The following is a 16,343-nucleotide window of genomic DNA, read 5'->3' on the forward strand; positions in this document are numbered from 1 at the left end:
ACCATGCCCCAACCGACCCGCAGTGCCGTCCCGACGCCGCCGAGCCTCCTGCACGTGGCCGATGTCGTCGAGGTCAGGCTCACCGCGCTGCTCGACGCCGAGGTGGCGCGCTGGTCCGCGCTCACCAGCGACCTCGTCGAGCCGCTCGACGCCCTGCGCTCGCTCGTCATGGCCGGAGGCAAGCGCCTCCGTCCCGCCTTCTGCTTCTGGGGCTTCGTCGGCGCCGGCGGCGACCCCGACGACCCCATCGTCGTCGACGCCGGGGCTGCCTTCGAGCTGCTCCAGGCCTTCGCCCTCGTGCACGACGACGTCATGGACGGCTCCGCCACCCGCCGGGGGTTCCGCACCGCCCACCTGGCCTTCGCGGACCGCCACCAGCTGGAGGTGTGGCGCGGGGAGGGCCGTCGCTTCGGCGAGGGCGTGGCCATCCTCATCGGCGACCTCGCCCACGTCTACGCCGACCTGCTGCTGCGCGATGCCCACCGCGAGGTCCTCGACGTCTGGGACGAGCTGCGCATCGAGCTCAACGTCGGCCAGTACCTCGACATCCTCGGCACGGCCCGGGGCGACACCGATCCCGAGGGCGCCCGCCGGATCGCCCGGTACAAGTCCGGCAAGTACACGATCGAGCGCCCGCTCCACGTCGGGGCGGCCCTGGCCGGCCGCTACGCCGAGCTCGGACCGGTGCTGTCCGCCTACGGCGACCCGCTCGGGGAGGCCTTCCAGCTGCGCGACGACATCCTCGGCGCGTTCGGCGAGGGCACCGTCATCGGCAAGCCGGTGGGCGACGACCTGCGCGAGGGCAAGCCCACCCCCCTGCTCGCCGCCGCCAGCGGCGCGGCCGACGCCGGCCAGCGGGACGTGCTCGCCCGCATCGGCGAGCCGGACCTCACCGACGACGAGGTCTCGGCCATCCAGGCGACCCTGCGGGACACGGGGGCCCTCGACGAGATCGAGGCCCAGATCGCGCAGCTGTCCGCCAGCGCCATCGCCGCCATCCAGGAGGCCGACATCATCGAAGAGGCCCGGACCGCGCTCGTCGACCTGGCCCACTTCGTCGCCTGGCGGGAGACATGACATCCAGACGCCGTCCGGCTCCGGAGACCTGACGTGCGAACCATCGTCGTCGGTGCCGGACTGGGTGGCCTGTCGGCCGCAGCACATCTGCGCGGGCGCGGCCACGACGTGCTCGTGCTGGAGAAGGCCGTCGTCCCGGGTGGGCGCAACGGCCTGCTGGAGCTCGGCGGCTACCGCTTCGACACGGGCCCCACCGTGTTCACGATGCCCGACCTGCTGCGGTCCGCATTCGAGGCGCTCGGGTCCGAGATGGACGACTTCGTCACCCTGAAGCCGGTCGATCCGATGTACCGGGCCACGTACCACGACGGCTCCGAGCTGCGGGTGTGGCACGGCCGCGACCGCATGACCCAGGAGATCCGCGAGGTCGTCGGCCCCGAGGCCGCCCGGCAGTTCGGCCGCTTCGCCGACTGGCTCCGCGAGCTGTACGTGCTCGAGCGCGACCACTTCATCGACGCCAACTTCGACTCGCCGCTCGACCTGGCCTGGCCGCTCAAGCCGGCGCTCGATCTGGTCCGCCTCGGCGGCTTCGGCAAGCTCGGCAAGAAGGTGGCGTCGTACTTCGACGACCACCGGCTGCAGAAGATCTTCGGCTTCCAGTCCATGTACGCCGGCCTCGCCCCCTACGAGGCGCTGGCCATCTACTGCGTCATCACCTACATGGACTCCATCGAGGGCGTGTACTTCCCCGAGGGCGGGATGCACGCCGTCCCCGCCGGGCTCGCCGCAGCGCTGGAGAAGGCCGGCACCGAGCTCCGCTACGGCGTCGAGGTCGACCGCATCGTGCTGGCCGAGGGCACCAGCGGACAGGTCCGTGGCGTCCACGTCACCAACCCCGACGGCACCACCGAGCTGCTCGAGGCCGACGCCGTCGTGTGCAACCCCGACCTCCCCGTCGCCTACCGCACCCTGCTCCCCGGGCTGAAGCAGCCCTTCAACGTGCGCCACGGCCACTACTCCCCCAGCTGCGCCCTCTGGCACGTCGGTGTGACGGGAGCGCTGCCAGAACGGACGGCGCACCACAACATCCACTTCGGCCAGGAGTGGGACGGCGCGTTCGAGGACCTGCTGAAGCGGGGGACGCTGATGGGCGACCCGTCGATCCTCGTCACCGTCCACAGCCTCGACGAGCCGTCGCTGGTGCCCGACCGGGGCGACGGGGCAACCCGCAACTCCCTCTACGTGCTCGAACCCGTCCCGAACCTGGACGGCACGATCGACTGGACCCGCGAGCGGGACCGGCTGCACGATTCGCTCCAGCGCCGCCTCGGCGCCATGGGCTACCCGGTCAGCGCCGCCGACATCGAGGTCGAGGCCTTCGTCGACCCCACCGACTGGGAGCGCCAGGGCATGGAGCGCGGCACGCCGTTCGCCCTGTCCCACAAGTTCCTCCAGACCGGCCCGTTCCGGCCCAACAACGTCACCAAGCACGCCCCCGGCCTCGTGTTCGTCGGGTCCGGGACGCTGCCCGGCGTCGGGGTGCCGATGGTGCTGATCTCCGGCAAGCTCGCCGCCGAGCGGGTCGACCAGCTCGAGAGCCGATGAGCACCACGCCCATCACGCTCGAGCAGAGCTACGCGCACTCCAAGGCGCTGAACAAGCGCAACGGCACCACCTACTACTGGGCCACCACGGTGCTGCCGGTCGTCAAGCGGCACCACGTCCACGCCCTCTACGGGTTCTGCCGCCACGCCGACGACATCGTCGACGACCTCGGCGACGTGGCCACCGACGTGCGGGCCAAGGCGCTGGCCGACTTCGGCGACCGCTTCTTCGAGGACCTCGAGGCCGGCGACAGCGACGACCTCGTGCTGAAGGCGATGGTCCACACGGTGCGGGCGTTCCGCATCGACCCCGACTGCGTGCGCCGGTTCCTGCGCTCGATGGCCATGGACCTCACCGTCGAGACCTACGAGACCTGGGATGACCTGCTCGACTACATGGATGGCTCGGCGGCAGTGATCGGCGAGATGATGCTCCCGATCCTCGAGCCGACCGACCCGGCCGCGCTCGCGCCGGCGCGTGAGCTCGGCAACGCCTTCCAGCTCACCAACTTCCTGCGCGACATCGATGAGGACCTCGACCGGTCGCGCGTCTACGTCCCCCAGGAGGACATCCGCCGCTTCGGTGCCGAGTCGGCCTTCGAGACCCGGACGGCGACGCCCGAGTTCCAGGCGCTGATGCGCTTCGAGATCGAGCGGGCCCGGCAGCTGTACGCCGTGGCGGACACCGGCATCGCCCTCCTGCCCGGCCGCTCCGGACGATCCATCCGCGCCGCCCGCACCCTCTACGCCCGCATCCTCGACCAGATCGAGGCCCAGGGGCTCGACGTGTTCCACGCACGTGCCAGGGTGCCCACGTGGCAGAAGGTGACCATCGCCGGACGGGCGCTGCTCCTCGGTCGATGACCTCGCGCCTCGCGTGGGCGCCGTTCGCCGCGCTGGCGCTCCTCCAGATCGGCATCCCCCTCACCGACGACGACGCCACCCTCGAGTGGCTCTCGTCCCTGGTGGTCGTCGCCTTCTTCCTCACGGTCCTCGTCATCACCGTCGCCCGCTGGGGTCTGGCCCGGGCCCTCGGTGCCGCCGCGTTCGTGGTGGCCGCCACCCTCGCCGTCGAGAAGCTGGGCACGGCCACCGGCTTCCCGTTCGGGGAGTACGACTACACCGGCGCCCTCCAGCCCACGGTCGGCGGGGTTCCGGTGATCGTCCCGCTGGCGTGGTTCGCCATGGGCGCCACCGCGCTGGAGGTCGGGCACCACGTCGGCTCCCGGATCGTGGCCGTCGTCGTCGGCGCGCTCGGGCTGACGGCGTGGGATCTGTTCCTCGACCCCCAGATGGTCGAAGCCGGCTACTGGGAGTGGGCCGTCGACGGCGCCTACCAGGGCATCCCGCTGTCCAACTACGGGGGCTGGCTGCTCACCGGGCTGGTCGTGCTGGCCGTCGTCGAGATCATCCGCCCGGCCCGGCCACCGTCGCCGGGCCTGCGTTGGCTCTACACGTGGTGGGCGGTCATGAGCACCATCGGCTTCGTCGTGTTCTTCGGGCGTCCCTGGGTGGGCCTGGTCGGCGGTGTGGGCATGGGTGCGATCACCGCACTGGCCTGGATGCGGGCGCGCTGACGTGGCCTCGGTCGTGGTCGTCGGCGCCGGCGTGGGCGGCCTCGCCGCGTCGATCCACCTCGCCGCGGCCGGCCACGACGTGGTCGTCCTCGAGCGGCTGGATCGCGCCGGCGGGAAGCTGGCCGAGCACACCGCCGCCGGGTTCACGTGGGAGACCGGCCCGTCCCTGCTGACGCTGCCCGGAGTGTTCCGCGACCTCGCCGCCGCCGCCGGTCGCTCGCTCGACGACCTCGTCGCCCTCCGCCGGCTGGACCCGATCTGCCGCTACCGCTTCGCCGACGGCACCACGTTCGACCACCGGGCCGACCTCGACGACGCGGTCGCGGCAGCCGACGCGCTCTCGCCGGGCAGCGGCGAGGAGTGGCAGTCCTTCATGGCGCATGCACGCGAGGTGTGGGAGGTGTCGGAGCGCACGTTCTTCGCCGGGGCCATGTCCTCCCCCCTCGAGCTGCTCGGCCGGATGCGCTCGCCCCGCGACCTGCTGGCCATCGACCCGCTCCGATCGCTGCACACCCGGGCGTCGGCCTCGTTCTCCGACCCCCGCCTGGTGCAGTACGTGGACCGCTACGCCACCTACTCCGGGTCGTCCCCGTTCCGGGCGCCGGCGACGCTCGCCTGCATCGCCCACATCGAGCAGTCGTTGGGCGGCTGGTACGTCGACGGCGGGCTCGGCCGGCTGGCCGACGCGCTGGTGGAGCTGGCCGCCGGCGCCGGCGTGGAGATCCGCACCGGCGTCGACGTCGAGGAGATCGAGCGCCGGGACGGAGCGGCCACCGGCGTGCGCCTGGCCAGCGGGGAGCACGTGGCCGCCGATGCGGTGGTCGCCAACGTCGACGCCCTCCACCTGTACCGCGACCTGCTCCCCCACCGACTGCGCCGGCGGCGGGCCGAGGCCGCGCCCCGATCGTCCTCGGGCTTCGTGCTCCTGCTCGGCGTCGAGGGCGAGACCCCGGACCTGGCCCACCACAACCTGTCGTTCTCGGCCGACTACGAGACGGAGTTCGACCAGCTCTTCGACGCCGGGGTCCCGGCCACCGACCCCTCCGTCTACGTCTGCGCCGCGTCCGTCACCGACCCGGCGCAGGCGCCGGCCGGGCACGAGAGCTGGTTCGTGCTCGTCAACGCACCCGAGGGCGCCGGCGACATGCCCGGCTACGGCGACCACCTGCTCGACGTGATGGCCGAGCGGGGCTGGGACCTGTCGGGTCGCATCGTGCACCACGAGCAGATCAGCCCGGCCGACATCGAGTCCCGCTTCCGCACCCCGGGCGGCGCGATCTACGGCACGTCGTCCAACGGTCGGGCCGCGGCGTTCCTCCGCCCGGGCAACCGGGGACCGCTCGACCGGCTCTACCTCTGCGGCGGCAGCAGCCACCCCGGCGGCGGCCTGCCCCTCGTGGCGATGAGCGGCGCCATCGCCGCCGGCCTCTGCGCCGCAGACCTCGGGGCGCCCCGCAAGGATCGGCGCTGAACCGAGCGCATCCGCACCTTCGTCGCCGATCGGCGGCGAGCGTTCACCGGGACAGGCCTCGAGGGCAACGAGCTCTGCATCTGACGCCGCAGCCGCGACAGCAGCACTGCCAGTTCCCGGGAACGCGCATGGCGCCCCCCGGCCCGGGGGTAGCGACACCCCAGCACCCGACGGGAGGACCCATGCGCGCACTCACCTGGCACGGCAAGCGAGACGTCCGAGTCGAGGACGTCCCCGACCCGAGGATCGAGGAGCCGACGGACGCGATCATCGAGATCACCTCGTCCGGTCTGTGCGGCTCCGACCTGCACCTCTACGAGGTGCTCGGGCCGTACCTGCACGCCGGCGACGTCCTCGGCCACGAGCCGATGGGCATCGTCCGGGAGGTCGGCTCCGGCGTCTCGAACATCAAGGCCGGAGACCGGGTCGTGATCCCGTTCCAGATCGCCTGCGGCTCCTGCTTCATGTGCGGCGAGGGCCTGCACACCCAGTGCGAGACCACGCAGGTGACCGAGCAGGGCATGGGCGCCGCCCTCTTCGGCTACACCGACCTGTACGGCAGCGTCCCCGGCGCGCAGGCCCAGTACCTGCGGGTCCCCCAGGCCCACTTCGGCCCGATCGTCGTGCCGGAGGGGCCGCCGGACGACCGCTTCCTCTTCCTCTCAGACGTGCTGCCCACGGCGTGGCAGGCCGTCGCCTACGCCGACACCCCGGAGGGCGGCACCCTGGCCGTGCTCGGCCTCGGGCCGATCGGCGAGATGGCGTGCCGGATCGCCAAGCACCTCGGCGTCGAGCGGGTCATCGGCATCGACCTCGTCCCCGGCCGCCTCGCCCGCGCCGCAGCACGCGGGGTGGAGACCATCGACCTCCGTGACCACAAGGACGTCGCCGAGGTCGTCAAGGAGATGACCTCGGGTCGCGGCGCCGACGCCGTGATCGACGCGGTCGGCATGGAGGCCCACGGTGCACCGGTCGGCAAGCTCGCCCACCAGATGCTGTCGTACCTGCCCGACGCGCTCGGCCGGAAGATCATGGAGACCGCCGGCATCGACCGCCTCGGCGCGCTGTACCCGGCGCTCGAGATGGTCCGCCGCGGCGGCACCGTGTCGCTCATCGGCGTCTACGGCGGCTCCGCCGACCCCATGCCGATGCTGAACATGTTCGACAAGCAGATCCAGCTGCGGATGGGCCAGGCCAACGTGAAGCGCTGGGTCGACGACATCATGCCGCTGCTCACCGACGACGACCCGCTCGGCGTGGACGACTTCGCCACCCACCGGGTCCCGCTCGAGCAGGCCCCGCAGATGTACGAGGACTTCCAGAAGAAGCGCGACGGCGTCTTCAAGGTCGTCTTCCAGCCCTGACGCTCGCCCCCGCCCGGACATCCCGTGGATCCCGACCACCCGTGGTCGGGATCCACGGCTTTTCAGCTCGTTCGAATCCGGCGGGCCAACAGGGCCACATCGTCGCCGGGGCGCACCGGGCGCAGGGCCCAGCTCCAGCGAGCGGGCCCACCGGTGACCTGGTAGGGCGCCAGCGTGTCCGGACCGCAGGCGCCGGTGCCGAGGCCACGGTTGATGAGGTCCACGTGGACCTCGATCGTGGGACTCAGCTGCAGCTCGGCCGTGGTGGTCGCCGCGTAGAGGTCGGCGTCGTGGTGGTGGCGGGCGCTGAACCCGAACGGCTCGAGCCGGTCGGTCGACGACACCAGCAGGCCCGACCCACCGTCGGCGGGGTCGCCGTCGGCGAGGACGAACCACCGGGTGTCGGTGTGGTGGCCGTGCTCCTGGGGCAGGACGTAGGGCACGTACTGGTCGGCGACCGGGCTGCGCCACCGACCGAGCTGCTCGCTGCTCTCCCGGTCGACGTAGGACTCGAGGGGGCCTCGCCCGTACCACTCGAGCAGGTCGAAGGTGGCGGGCACCTCGAAGCGGGCGCCGATCCGGGGCAGGTCGTCCAGGCTCCGGGGCAGCGCCAGCTCCTCGTCGACGAGGACGGTGCCGTCGCCCTGCACGCGGAGGCGCTGGCGGTGATCGATCGCCTTGTCCAGGCCCGGCAGGTGCAGGCGCCGCCGCAGCGTGACCTGGACCGACCCGTCGGCCTGGCGCCGGGCGGTGACCTTGCGCGCCTCGTGTTCGACGCGGTCGAGGCCGAGGGCGAGCCAGCCGGCGAGCGCGCCCGGCACCGTGGTGGTGTCGAGGCGGCGGCCGTCGTTCTCCGTCGGTGCTCGCCACAGGCTGGCGGTGACCGGGCCGGCGAGCAGCGAGCGGCCGTCGAGCACGACGTCGACCAGAGCCGCCGCGTCCGGGTCCCAGCGGACCGTCACGTCGCCGGCGACCGCCGCATCGCCGTCGAGCTCCACCGGCTCGGCCGTCGAGGCGGTGGACGACGCCGTCGCCGGGTGCTGCTTGGCCTCGGGGAGGTCGAACTGCTGCCAGGCGACCCGGTGCCCCACCTGCGCCCACGGCTGCTCCTCGGTGACGATGCAGCGGAGACCGAGGTGGGCCTCGGCGCCGGGCGGCACGTCCACCGTGGGGAGCGCGATCTCGACGGTGGCCTCGAACCCGCCGGGCAGCTCGGGGAGGTCGAACGTGCCGGACGCGACGACCTCGCCGTCGACCTGCACGTCCCACTCGCCGCCCAGCCAGGCGACGTCGCGCCAGTCCTGCATGTTGATCACGACGATGCGGCCGCGCTTGAGGTCGCTGGCCCGGAACCGCACCGGTGCGGTGAGGTAGGCGTACTCGAGCAGCGCCGGCTTCGGGGTGCGGTCGGGCCACACCAGGCCGTTGCAGCAGAACGTGGCGTCGTTGGGCTCGTCGCCGAAGTGGCCGCCGTAGGCCCAGAACTCGGCACCGCGCTCATCGGTGGCCCGCAGGCCCTGGTCGGCCCAGTCCCAGATGAAGCCGCCCTGCAGCCCGTCGGTGGTCTCGATCACCGCCCAGTAGTCGGCCAGGCTGCCGTTGGAGTTGCCCATCGCGTGGCTGAACTCGCACATGACCAGTGGCCGCTGCTCGTCGGTGTCGGCGGTGCGCTCGGCCCAGGCGCGGATCGCGTCGATCGACGGGTACATGGGGCACACGAGATCGGTGGCCGGACCGGGATCGCCCGGGTCGTCGGTGCCGGCGAAGGCGCGGTGGCAGGCGCCCTCGTAGTGGACGACGCGGCTGGGGTCGGTCCGGCGGATCCAGGCCGCGGCCGCGTCGAACACGGCGGCGTCGCCGGACTCGTTGCCCAGCGAGAAGGCGAAGACGGACGGGTGGTTCCGGTCTCGGATCACCATCCGCACGATCCGGTCGAGGATCGCGGGCGTGAACCGGGGGTCGAGCGAGAGGCTGGCGAGCCGGGCGTGGCTCTCCACGTTGGCCTCGTCCACGACCCACAGGCCGAGCTCGTCGCAGGCGTCGAGGAAGCGAGGGTCGTTCGGGTAGTGCGCGGTGCGCACGGCGTTCACGTTGTGCTGCTTCATCAGCACGACGTCGTCCCACATGCCGACCTCGGTGACCGCCTTGCCCCGATCGGGGTCGTGGTCGTGGCGGTTCACGCCGTGGATCAGCACCGGGTACCCGTTCAGCAGCAGCTCGCGGTCGACCACCTCCACCCGCCGGAACCCGGTCTGGACCGACGTGGCCTCCACCACGTTCCCGTCCGGGTCGATCAGCGACAGCACCAGGGTGTGCAGGACGGGGTTCTCCGACGACCACGGCGTGACGTCGTCGAAGCGCTCGCGCAGCCGGGTGACCCCGCGGTGCAGGTAGGCGCTGATCGACTCCGCCAGCGGGTCGCTGCGGTCGAACACCTCCACATCCGCGCTGAGGGGCTGGCGCAGCAGGGCTGCGCCGTCGTCGTCCAGCACCGTGGCCTCCAGGTGCCAGCCGGCGGCGATCGACCCGCCCACCCGGACGTCCACCTGGAGCAGGCCGGTGGACAGGTCCTCGTCGAGGTCGGCGGTGACCGCCACGTCGGCGAGGTGCACGGGAGCGGTGGAGTACAGGTGGACCTCGCGGTGCAGGCCCGCCATCCACCAGTGGTCCTGGTCCTCGAGCCAGCTCCCGTCGGACCAGCGGACCACCACCAGCGCCAGCGCGTTCTCGCCGGGGTGCACGAACGGCGTGAGGTCGAACTCCTGGGGCAGCCGGGAGTCCTTGCCCATGCCGACCGGCTCGCCGTTGCAGAAGACGTAGAGGCAGCTCTCGGCGCCGCCGACGTGCAGCACGGTCCGGCGACCGTCCCAGCCCTCGGGGAGGTCGAAGGTGCGCCGGTGGACGCCGGTGGGGTTGGCGTCGGGGACCTCGGGCGGCTCGAGGTCGAAGGGCATCCGCACGTTCGTGTAGTGCGGGTGGTCGGGCACCTCCGGGTGCATGGTCCAGCAGCCCGGCACCTCGAACGGCAGCCAGCCACCGCCCGCACCGCCGACGCCGACGTCCTCGGCGGTCACCGACTCCGGGCGGTCCCGCAGCGCGAAGTCCCAGGTGCCGTCGAGGGAGCGGAACCACGGCGATGCGGTCCGGTCACCGGCCGCGGCCAGGTCCTCGTCGGGGTACGGGTACGCCGTGGCCCGCATCGGCAGGCGGCCCACGGCCACCTGCTCGGGCCGGGCCCACGAGCGCGAGCCGAACGCGTCGAGGGGCGAGCGAGGGTGCACGGGGTCCATCGCCATCAGGCCGACCGTAGTTTGTGCTCCGTGCCGCCGCTCCCGTCCTTGCGCCCCCACCTGCGTCCGGGCGTGGTGGTGCGGGCCGCACTGCTCGGCACGGTCGTCGTCCGCTTCGTCCGGGCCACCGCGGCCGAGTCACCGCTCGCCGCCATGGCGCCTCCCCCCGACCAGCCGGATGCCACCGTCGTCGTCCCCGCCCGCGACGAGCAGGACCGCATCGGCCCGTGCGTGACCTCGCTGGTCGGGCAGGGCGCGGCCGTGATCGTGGTGGACGACGGCTCCACCGATCGCACTCGCGAGGTCGCCACCGCGGCCGGCGCCTCCGTGGTCGACGCCGGCCCGCTCCCGGCCGGCTGGGCGGGCAAGGCCCACGCCCTGCAGGTGGGGTTGGAGGCGGCGACGACCCCCGTCGTGGTCTTCGTCGACGCCGACACCCGGGCCCGCGACGGGTTCGTCACGGCGGCCGTCGACGCCGTCGGCGACGCCACGCTCGTCACGGCCGGCGCCCGCGTGCTCGCCGAGGATCCCGGCGAGCGCTGGCTGCACCCGGCGATGCTCACCAGCCTGGTGTACCGCCTCGGCCCGCCCGGGGTGGTCCCGTCCGACCCGACCCGCACCATGGCCAACGGCCAGTGCATGGTCGTCGACCGCGCCCGGCTGCTCGACGCCGGCGGCTTCGAACCGGTGCGGGCGAACCTGCTCGAGGACCTGGCGCTGGCCCGCTCGCTCGCCGGACGGGGCCATGACGTGCGGTTCCTCGACGGCACCGCGGTGCTCGACGTCGAGGGCTACGGCTCCCTGGGGGCCACGTGGCGGGGCTGGGGCCGGTCGCTCGACCTGCGATCGGTGACGCTGCCCGCCGCGCAGGCCCTCGACCTGGCGGTGGTGTGGTCGGCGATGGCGCTGCCGCTCCCTCGCCTGCTTGCCGGCCGAGGCGACGCCGTCGACGTCGCCGCGCTGCTCGTGCGCCTGGGCACGCTGGTCGGCACGCGCGGCGCCTACGCGCGGCGCGGCCTGCCCTACCTGCTCTCGCCGCTGGCCGACCTGCCGGTGGCGGTCCGCATCACGGCCGGCACGGTGCGGCCCAGCCGGCGCTGGCGGGGGCGTACCTACTGAGCAGCACGCCGCTCGCTCATCGCGGCCTGGGCGAAGCGGAGCCCGATGATCGACAGCAGCGCGCCGGTCGCGGCCACCCGCTCCTTGCTCTCGAAGGCCAGCTGCACGACCGGGAACCCGAACACGCCCACCCGCGCCGCCCACGCGAACGACCGGGTCGCCGCCCACACCAGGAGCAGGACCAGCACCGTGACGACCGCGGGCACCGGGGCGAGCACCGCCATCCCGCCGACGAAGGTGAGGATCGAGCGGCCGCCCCGGAAGCCGGCGAACACCGGGTAGGCGTGGCCGAACATGGCCGAGCCCACCGCCACGTGGGCGATGCCCCAGGCCGGGTCGTCGAGCAGCAGACCCACCGCACCCGCAACGGCCCCCTTGGCCACGTCGCCGGCGAACACCGGCAGCGAACCCCGTGGCCCGAGCTGGTCCTTGACGTTCCAGTAGCCGGGGTTGCGGTCCCCGACGTCCCGGGGATCGAACCCCCGGGCCCGGCCGACGAGGACCGCCACCGGGATCGAGCCCAGGAGGTAGCCGGCCACGACGGCGGCGATGAGGGCAGGGAGCACCGCACCACTCTGATCCACGGCCCGTAGCGTCGGGGGCGCATGGCCGTCGCCTCCTTCCACCTCGTGCGCCACGCCGGCACGCTCGAGCCCACCGCACGCCTGCCCCTCGACCGGCGCGCGCTGCGCCGCGTGCCCGGCCTGCGGTTCGGGCGGCTGCTCGGCACCGGCGAAGGCCAGACGATGACGACGTCGGCCGACCTGCGCCGCTGGGCCGCCTTCGCCGTGTGGGACGACGTCGCCGACCTGGTCCGGTTCCGGGACCACCACCCGCTGTCCCGACGGTGGGACCGGGCCGAGGAGCGATTCGACGTGCAGCTCCGGCCCCTCGGGTCCCGCGGCACCTGGGACGGCGTCGATCCCCTCGCCGGCCACGACCAGGCGGCCGACCACGACGGTCCGATCGCCGTGCTCACCCGCGCCACCGTCCGCTGGCGCCGCCTCCCCGCGTTCGTGCGCGCCGTCCCGCCGGTCGACGCGCACCTGGCGTCGGTCGAGGGACTGCTCCAGGCGGCGGGCGTCGGCGAGTGGCCGATCGGTCGCCAGGCCACGTTCAGCCTGTGGCGAGACGCGGATGCCATGCAGCGGTTCTCGTACCGGTCCGCTGAGCACGTCGAGGTCGTGCGCCGGACGCGCGACGAGGACTGGTACGGAGAGGAGCTCTTCGCCCGGTTCGCGCCGGTCGCCTGGTCCGGGACGTGGTCGGGCGCGCAGCCGCTGGGCCCCGCGACGTGGGTGTGACCTCCTGCCGTACCGTGGGGTCATGCGCCGCGCACTGCTGCTGGGACTGCTCACCGTCGCCCTGATCGCCGCCGGGTGCGGCGACGACGACGACACCGACACGACCACCGACACGTCGGTCCCGACCGAGACGGAGACCGAGACCGAGACGGAGACGGAGACGGAGACCGCCGACCCGTCCTCGACCACCGCCGCCCCGACCCCGTCGGAGCTGCCCGGCGAGCGCATCGACATCTTCCCCTACGAAGGCGCCGAGCTCGCCGTGGTCGGCGTCGAGGCCGACGACGTCCTCAACATGCGCGCCGCACCGGGCGTGGAGTACGAGGTCGTCGCCGAGCTCGACCCGCTGGACGACGGGATCATGCCCACCGGGCACAACCGCCAGCTCGACGAGGGAGGGATCTGGGCCGAGATCGAGGTGGACGGTGAGACCGGATGGGCGAGCACGGCCTTCCTCGCCCACCTCGGCGAGACGCGCGACGCCACCACCGAGCTCTACCCCGACGTGGCCGATCGGCCGCGCGGCGACACCATGGTGCAGCTCGGCGAGCTCGTGGCCGACCGGGTCGCCGGCTTCGACGAACCCGAGCCCGACGTGGTCGTCGTCGACGGCCCCTCCGTGGGCGACCTCGGCGAGATCACGGTCGACGTCGTCGGCTTCCCCGACGACGCCGTGCTCGGCGAGCGCCTCCACGTCTTCGCCGAGCCCGATCCGGGCGGCGAGAGCTTCACGGTGCGCACGGTGGAGTCCACCACGCTGTGCCGGCGGGGCGTCAGCGACGGTCTGTGCGTGTGAGCTGCCGGTCGTCGGCTGCCTCGGCCCGTGCCCGCACCGACGCGGGCACGATCGGCACCAGCATCCCGTAGGGCTCGCCGCCGAAGCGGTGGTGCAGCGCGTGCGCCTCGGCCAGCCGGTCGAGCGCCGGGTGGCGTCCCCGGACGGGGATGCGCCGGTGGATGTAGCCGTCGTGCACCAGCGCGTAGGCGAAGCCGTACAGCGTGACGCCGACGGTGACGGGCAGCAGCACGCCGAGGCCGTCGACGTTGAACCCAGCGGCCATCGCGACCATCACCACGCCGGCGAAGACGGCGGGGAAGGCGTCGTTGGCCTCGAAGAAGGGCTCGCCTTCGGCACGGGCCGGCCAGCGGCGGTGGTGCGAGCGGTGCAGTCGGCGGCCGAGGCCGTGCATCACGTAGCGATGGGCCAGGTAGGTCACCGGCTCCATGACCACGAACGCGGCGACGATGAGGGCGAGCGCGGTCATGTCCGTCCCTCCGGTCGCCACGGTGCCGGGTCGTTCGGCGTGTCCTGGCGGACCCACAGCAGCAGCACCAGGGTGAGGAGCGAGAAGCCGAAGAAGTAGTCCTCCACCGGGATGTCCCACGGGAAGCGCCACGGGGTCTTCTGGTCCGGGTCGTAGCGCACGATCGGTGCCGACAGCTTGGTGAGCCAGCCGTTGACCAGGAACATGAAGAACAGGCTGATGCCCATCGTCCACCAGTACGACGGGCTGCGGAACAGACCCGTGCGCAGCACGCGCTTCTCGAGGGCGACGACGGCGATCGCCGACAGGACGGCGGGGATGGCGTACTCGTAGCTCATGGGCCGTTCACCGCTTCAGCGTGTGCCGGGAGGCTTCGAACGTCAACAGCGCGCAGAGCGGGATCACGATGAAGAAGGCGACCTCCTCCACCGGGATGTCGCCGGGCAGCCGCCACCCGGTGACCCACCGCTCGTCGAAGGTCCAGTGGCCCCGGGCGATGGCGATGACGTCCCACACGATGAAGATGGCGAGCGGGAGCCACATGGCTCGAAGGAGCCGGCGGGGCCGCCGGTACACGCGAGCCCGGAACACGAACTCCAGCGGCAGCGTGATCGCGGCGCAGGCGGCCATGATGAGCAGGTACTGGTAGCGGTCCATGGGCGGGCGCGACGGTACCCGCGGGGCCGCGGCGGCTCCCGTCAGCCGGCGATCAGGGTCGGGCGAACAGCTCGAGCGCGGCGGGGAGCTCGGCCTCGACCACGCCGGGCTGCGACGCGACCTCGGCCAGCCACGGCGGCCGGTTGACCGCCGAGATGGCGATGGCGGTGTCGAGGCCGGACAGGGCGCTCGCCTGCCACGCGAACGTGCGGGCGTAGTCGGGCGGGCGCACGTCGGTGGCCAGCTCGACGAGCGCGACGGGATCGGGGGTGGAGCCGTCCTGCTCGGGGCGGAAGAGCATCGGCGAGGTCGGACCGGGGCCGCCGCCGTGGAGGCCCGGACCGTCGGCGATCACCGCACCACGCACGAGGCCAGGGCGGGCACCGGCGATGAGCAGGGCGACGTAGCCGCCGAGGCCGCGGCCCACGACGGTGACGCCGGGGCCGTCGCCGTCCGGCTGCAGCGCCGCGAGCGCGGCATCGGCGTCCGCCATCAGGATCTCGCAGTAGTAGCCGCCGCCCTTGGGCACATCGGAGGCGCCGTGGCCGGTGAGGTCGAGCCCGTGCACGGGACCGGGCCAGGACTCGACCGCGTCGAGGGCGTCGGGGGTGGTGCGCTCGCCGAGGCCGTGGAGCAGCAGCAGCGGTCGGCCGGCACCGGCCCGCAGCTCCCACAGGGCGAGGGTCAGGTGGTTGTGCAGCAGGTCGGTGCGCTTCATCGCCGGCCTCCCGGTGCGCCGAGGTGCTCGAGGACGAGCTCGGCCGTGGCCTCGGGTGCCTCGATGTGGACGAAGTGGCCGACGTCGGGCACCTCGACGACGCGGGCCTGGCGGGGCAGGTAGGGCCACACATCGCCGGTCTTGGTGCCCCAGCCCATCGGCTCGGGCTCGCTGCCGAGGACGACGAGGAACGGGATGGTGATGTCGGGCAGCCGGTAGAGCGACCACTCGGGCCGCCACGGGCCGAAGCCGCCCATGCGCAGGCTCGGGTCGATCTTCCAGCGCCAGCCGTCCTCGTCCCGGCGGGCACCGATGGTGACGAGGTACTCCAGCCACTCCAGCGACAGGCGGGGGTTCATCTGCGACCGCCGCTGGGCCAGCTCCTCGATGGTGCCGGGCTTGCGGGAGTTGGTCGCCGATCGGCGCCGGTGGTCGAGCCAGCCGGCGAGGTCGTCGGCGAGCAGCTTCGTGCGGTCGTGGTCCTGCACGTCGGGCATCGACCGGTGGCTCGGCACCCCGTCGATGTTCACGAGCGAGCTGATGCGGCCGGGCAGCGACGCTGCCAGCTGGCTCATGAGCGAACCGCCCTTCGAGTGCCCGATGACGGGGACGGGGTCCGGCGTCACCGAGTCGAACACGGCGAGGGCGTCGCGGATGTCGGCCTCCCACTGGTACAGCGGGGCGTGCTCGGAGTCGCCGTGGCCGCGCTGGTCCCAGGACACGACCCGCCACCCGGCGTCGGCCAGCAGCGGTGCGAACACGTCGTAGGTGCCGGCGAAGTCGAACCCACCGTGGGCCAGCAGCACGGGCGGCGCGGCCTCGTCACCCCACTCGTGCACGGCCAGGCTGATGCCCGTGGTGTCGACCCGGCGGTGGCGATCGGGGCGGCGGGCGCCCGGGTAGGTGCGGGTCTCGGCTGGGCTCGTCACAGGCCAGGACCATACGTCGAAGTAGCCT

Annotated in this window: 16 protein-coding genes; 9 read left to right on the plus strand and 7 right to left on the minus strand. The window is 73.1% G+C overall.

Translation table 11 applies throughout. The annotated features are described in order from the left end of the window. The first annotated feature begins 3 nt into the window (after positions 1-3). From RGQ06_RS04295 to RGQ06_RS04320, 6 genes are all read left to right on the plus strand, one after another. Positions 4-1,077, plus strand: a complete 1,074-nt coding sequence (locus tag RGQ06_RS04295) for a polyprenyl synthetase family protein (RefSeq protein WP_432429121.1) — start codon at positions 4-6, stop codon at positions 1,075-1,077. Positions 1,078-1,110: 33 nt separating this feature from the next. Next, positions 1,111-2,622 carry a phytoene desaturase family protein gene (locus tag RGQ06_RS04300; protein WP_432429120.1) on the plus strand — a complete coding sequence of 504 codons (1,512 nt, stop codon included), beginning with the start codon at positions 1,111-1,113 and terminating at the stop codon, positions 2,620-2,622. Further along, on the plus strand, positions 2,619-3,485 hold the full coding sequence (locus RGQ06_RS04305; protein WP_432429119.1) for a phytoene/squalene synthase family protein: 867 nt from the start codon (positions 2,619-2,621) through the stop codon (positions 3,483-3,485). The genes RGQ06_RS04300 and RGQ06_RS04305 overlap by 4 nt, the downstream gene beginning before the upstream one ends. Next, on the plus strand, positions 3,482-4,198 hold the full coding sequence (locus tag RGQ06_RS04310) for a carotenoid biosynthesis protein (protein WP_432429118.1): 717 nt from the start codon (positions 3,482-3,484) through the stop codon (positions 4,196-4,198). The genes RGQ06_RS04305 and RGQ06_RS04310 overlap by 4 nt, the downstream gene beginning before the upstream one ends. Position 4,199: 1 nt before the next feature. Further along, positions 4,200-5,669, plus strand: coding sequence for a phytoene desaturase family protein (locus RGQ06_RS04315; RefSeq protein WP_432429117.1), 1,470 nt, complete (start codon positions 4,200-4,202; stop codon positions 5,667-5,669). Positions 5,670-5,851: 182 nt separating this feature from the next. After that, positions 5,852-7,033, plus strand: a complete 1,182-nt coding sequence (locus RGQ06_RS04320; protein WP_432429116.1) for a zinc-dependent alcohol dehydrogenase — start codon at positions 5,852-5,854, stop codon at positions 7,031-7,033. Between the two features lie 62 nt (positions 7,034-7,095). Here RGQ06_RS04320 and RGQ06_RS04325 read toward each other — a convergent pair whose 3' ends face one another. Then, entirely contained in the window at positions 7,096-10,329 is a 3,234-nt protein-coding gene (locus tag RGQ06_RS04325) for a glycoside hydrolase family 2 TIM barrel-domain containing protein (RefSeq protein ID WP_432429115.1), read from the minus strand. A gap of 24 nt (positions 10,330-10,353) precedes the next feature. Between RGQ06_RS04325 and RGQ06_RS04330 the strand changes: the two genes are divergently transcribed. After that, positions 10,354-11,442, plus strand: coding sequence for a glycosyltransferase (locus RGQ06_RS04330; protein ID WP_432429114.1), 1,089 nt, complete (start codon positions 10,354-10,356; stop codon positions 11,440-11,442). On the opposite strand, the gene RGQ06_RS04335 is transcribed toward RGQ06_RS04330, so the two are convergent. Then, a complete protein-coding gene (locus RGQ06_RS04335; RefSeq protein WP_432429113.1) occupies positions 11,436-12,026 on the minus strand; it encodes a glycerol-3-phosphate acyltransferase in 591 nt (196 codons plus the stop codon). The genes RGQ06_RS04330 and RGQ06_RS04335 overlap by 7 nt on opposite strands. A 21-nt stretch (positions 12,027-12,047) precedes the next feature. Between RGQ06_RS04335 and RGQ06_RS04340 the strand changes: the two genes are divergently transcribed. Next, positions 12,048-12,746 (plus strand): spheroidene monooxygenase, encoded by a 699-nt coding sequence (locus tag RGQ06_RS04340; RefSeq protein WP_432429112.1) that lies wholly within the window; start codon positions 12,048-12,050, stop codon positions 12,744-12,746. Between the two features lie 22 nt (positions 12,747-12,768). Further along, positions 12,769-13,542 (plus strand): SH3 domain-containing protein, encoded by a 774-nt coding sequence (locus tag RGQ06_RS04345; RefSeq protein WP_432429111.1) that lies wholly within the window; start codon positions 12,769-12,771, stop codon positions 13,540-13,542. Here RGQ06_RS04345 and RGQ06_RS04350 read toward each other — a convergent pair. Genes RGQ06_RS04350 through RGQ06_RS04370 form a run of 5 tightly spaced genes read right to left on the minus strand, consistent with a single transcriptional unit; the run spans position 13,520 to position 16,315 of the window. Continuing rightward, a complete protein-coding gene (locus tag RGQ06_RS04350) occupies positions 13,520-14,011 on the minus strand; it encodes a sterol desaturase family protein (protein WP_432429110.1) in 492 nt (163 codons plus the stop codon). The genes RGQ06_RS04345 and RGQ06_RS04350 overlap by 23 nt on opposite strands. Then, entirely contained in the window at positions 14,008-14,349 is a 342-nt protein-coding gene (locus RGQ06_RS04355; RefSeq protein WP_432429109.1) for a lycopene cyclase domain-containing protein, read from the minus strand. The genes RGQ06_RS04350 and RGQ06_RS04355 overlap by 4 nt, the downstream gene beginning before the upstream one ends. Before the next feature lie 7 nt (positions 14,350-14,356). Beyond that, complete coding sequence (locus RGQ06_RS04360; protein ID WP_432429108.1) at positions 14,357-14,668, minus strand: lycopene cyclase domain-containing protein; 312 nt, start codon at positions 14,666-14,668, stop codon at positions 14,357-14,359. Positions 14,669-14,720: 52 nt separating this feature from the next. Next, positions 14,721-15,386: a serine aminopeptidase domain-containing protein gene (locus RGQ06_RS04365; protein ID WP_432429107.1), complete on the minus strand. Its 666-nt coding sequence runs from the start codon at positions 15,384-15,386 to the stop codon at positions 14,721-14,723. Next, positions 15,383-16,315: an alpha/beta fold hydrolase gene (locus tag RGQ06_RS04370; RefSeq protein WP_432429106.1), complete on the minus strand. Its 933-nt coding sequence runs from the start codon at positions 16,313-16,315 to the stop codon at positions 15,383-15,385. Before RGQ06_RS04370 ends, RGQ06_RS04365 begins: the two co-directional genes overlap by 4 nt. Between the last annotated feature and the right edge of the window lie 28 nt (positions 16,316-16,343).

The sequence above is a fragment of the Salinilacustrithrix flava genome (genome assembly GCF_041228405.1).
GTDB classification, from domain to species: Bacteria; Actinomycetota; Acidimicrobiia; order Acidimicrobiales; family Salinilacustritrichaceae; genus Salinilacustrithrix; species Salinilacustrithrix flava.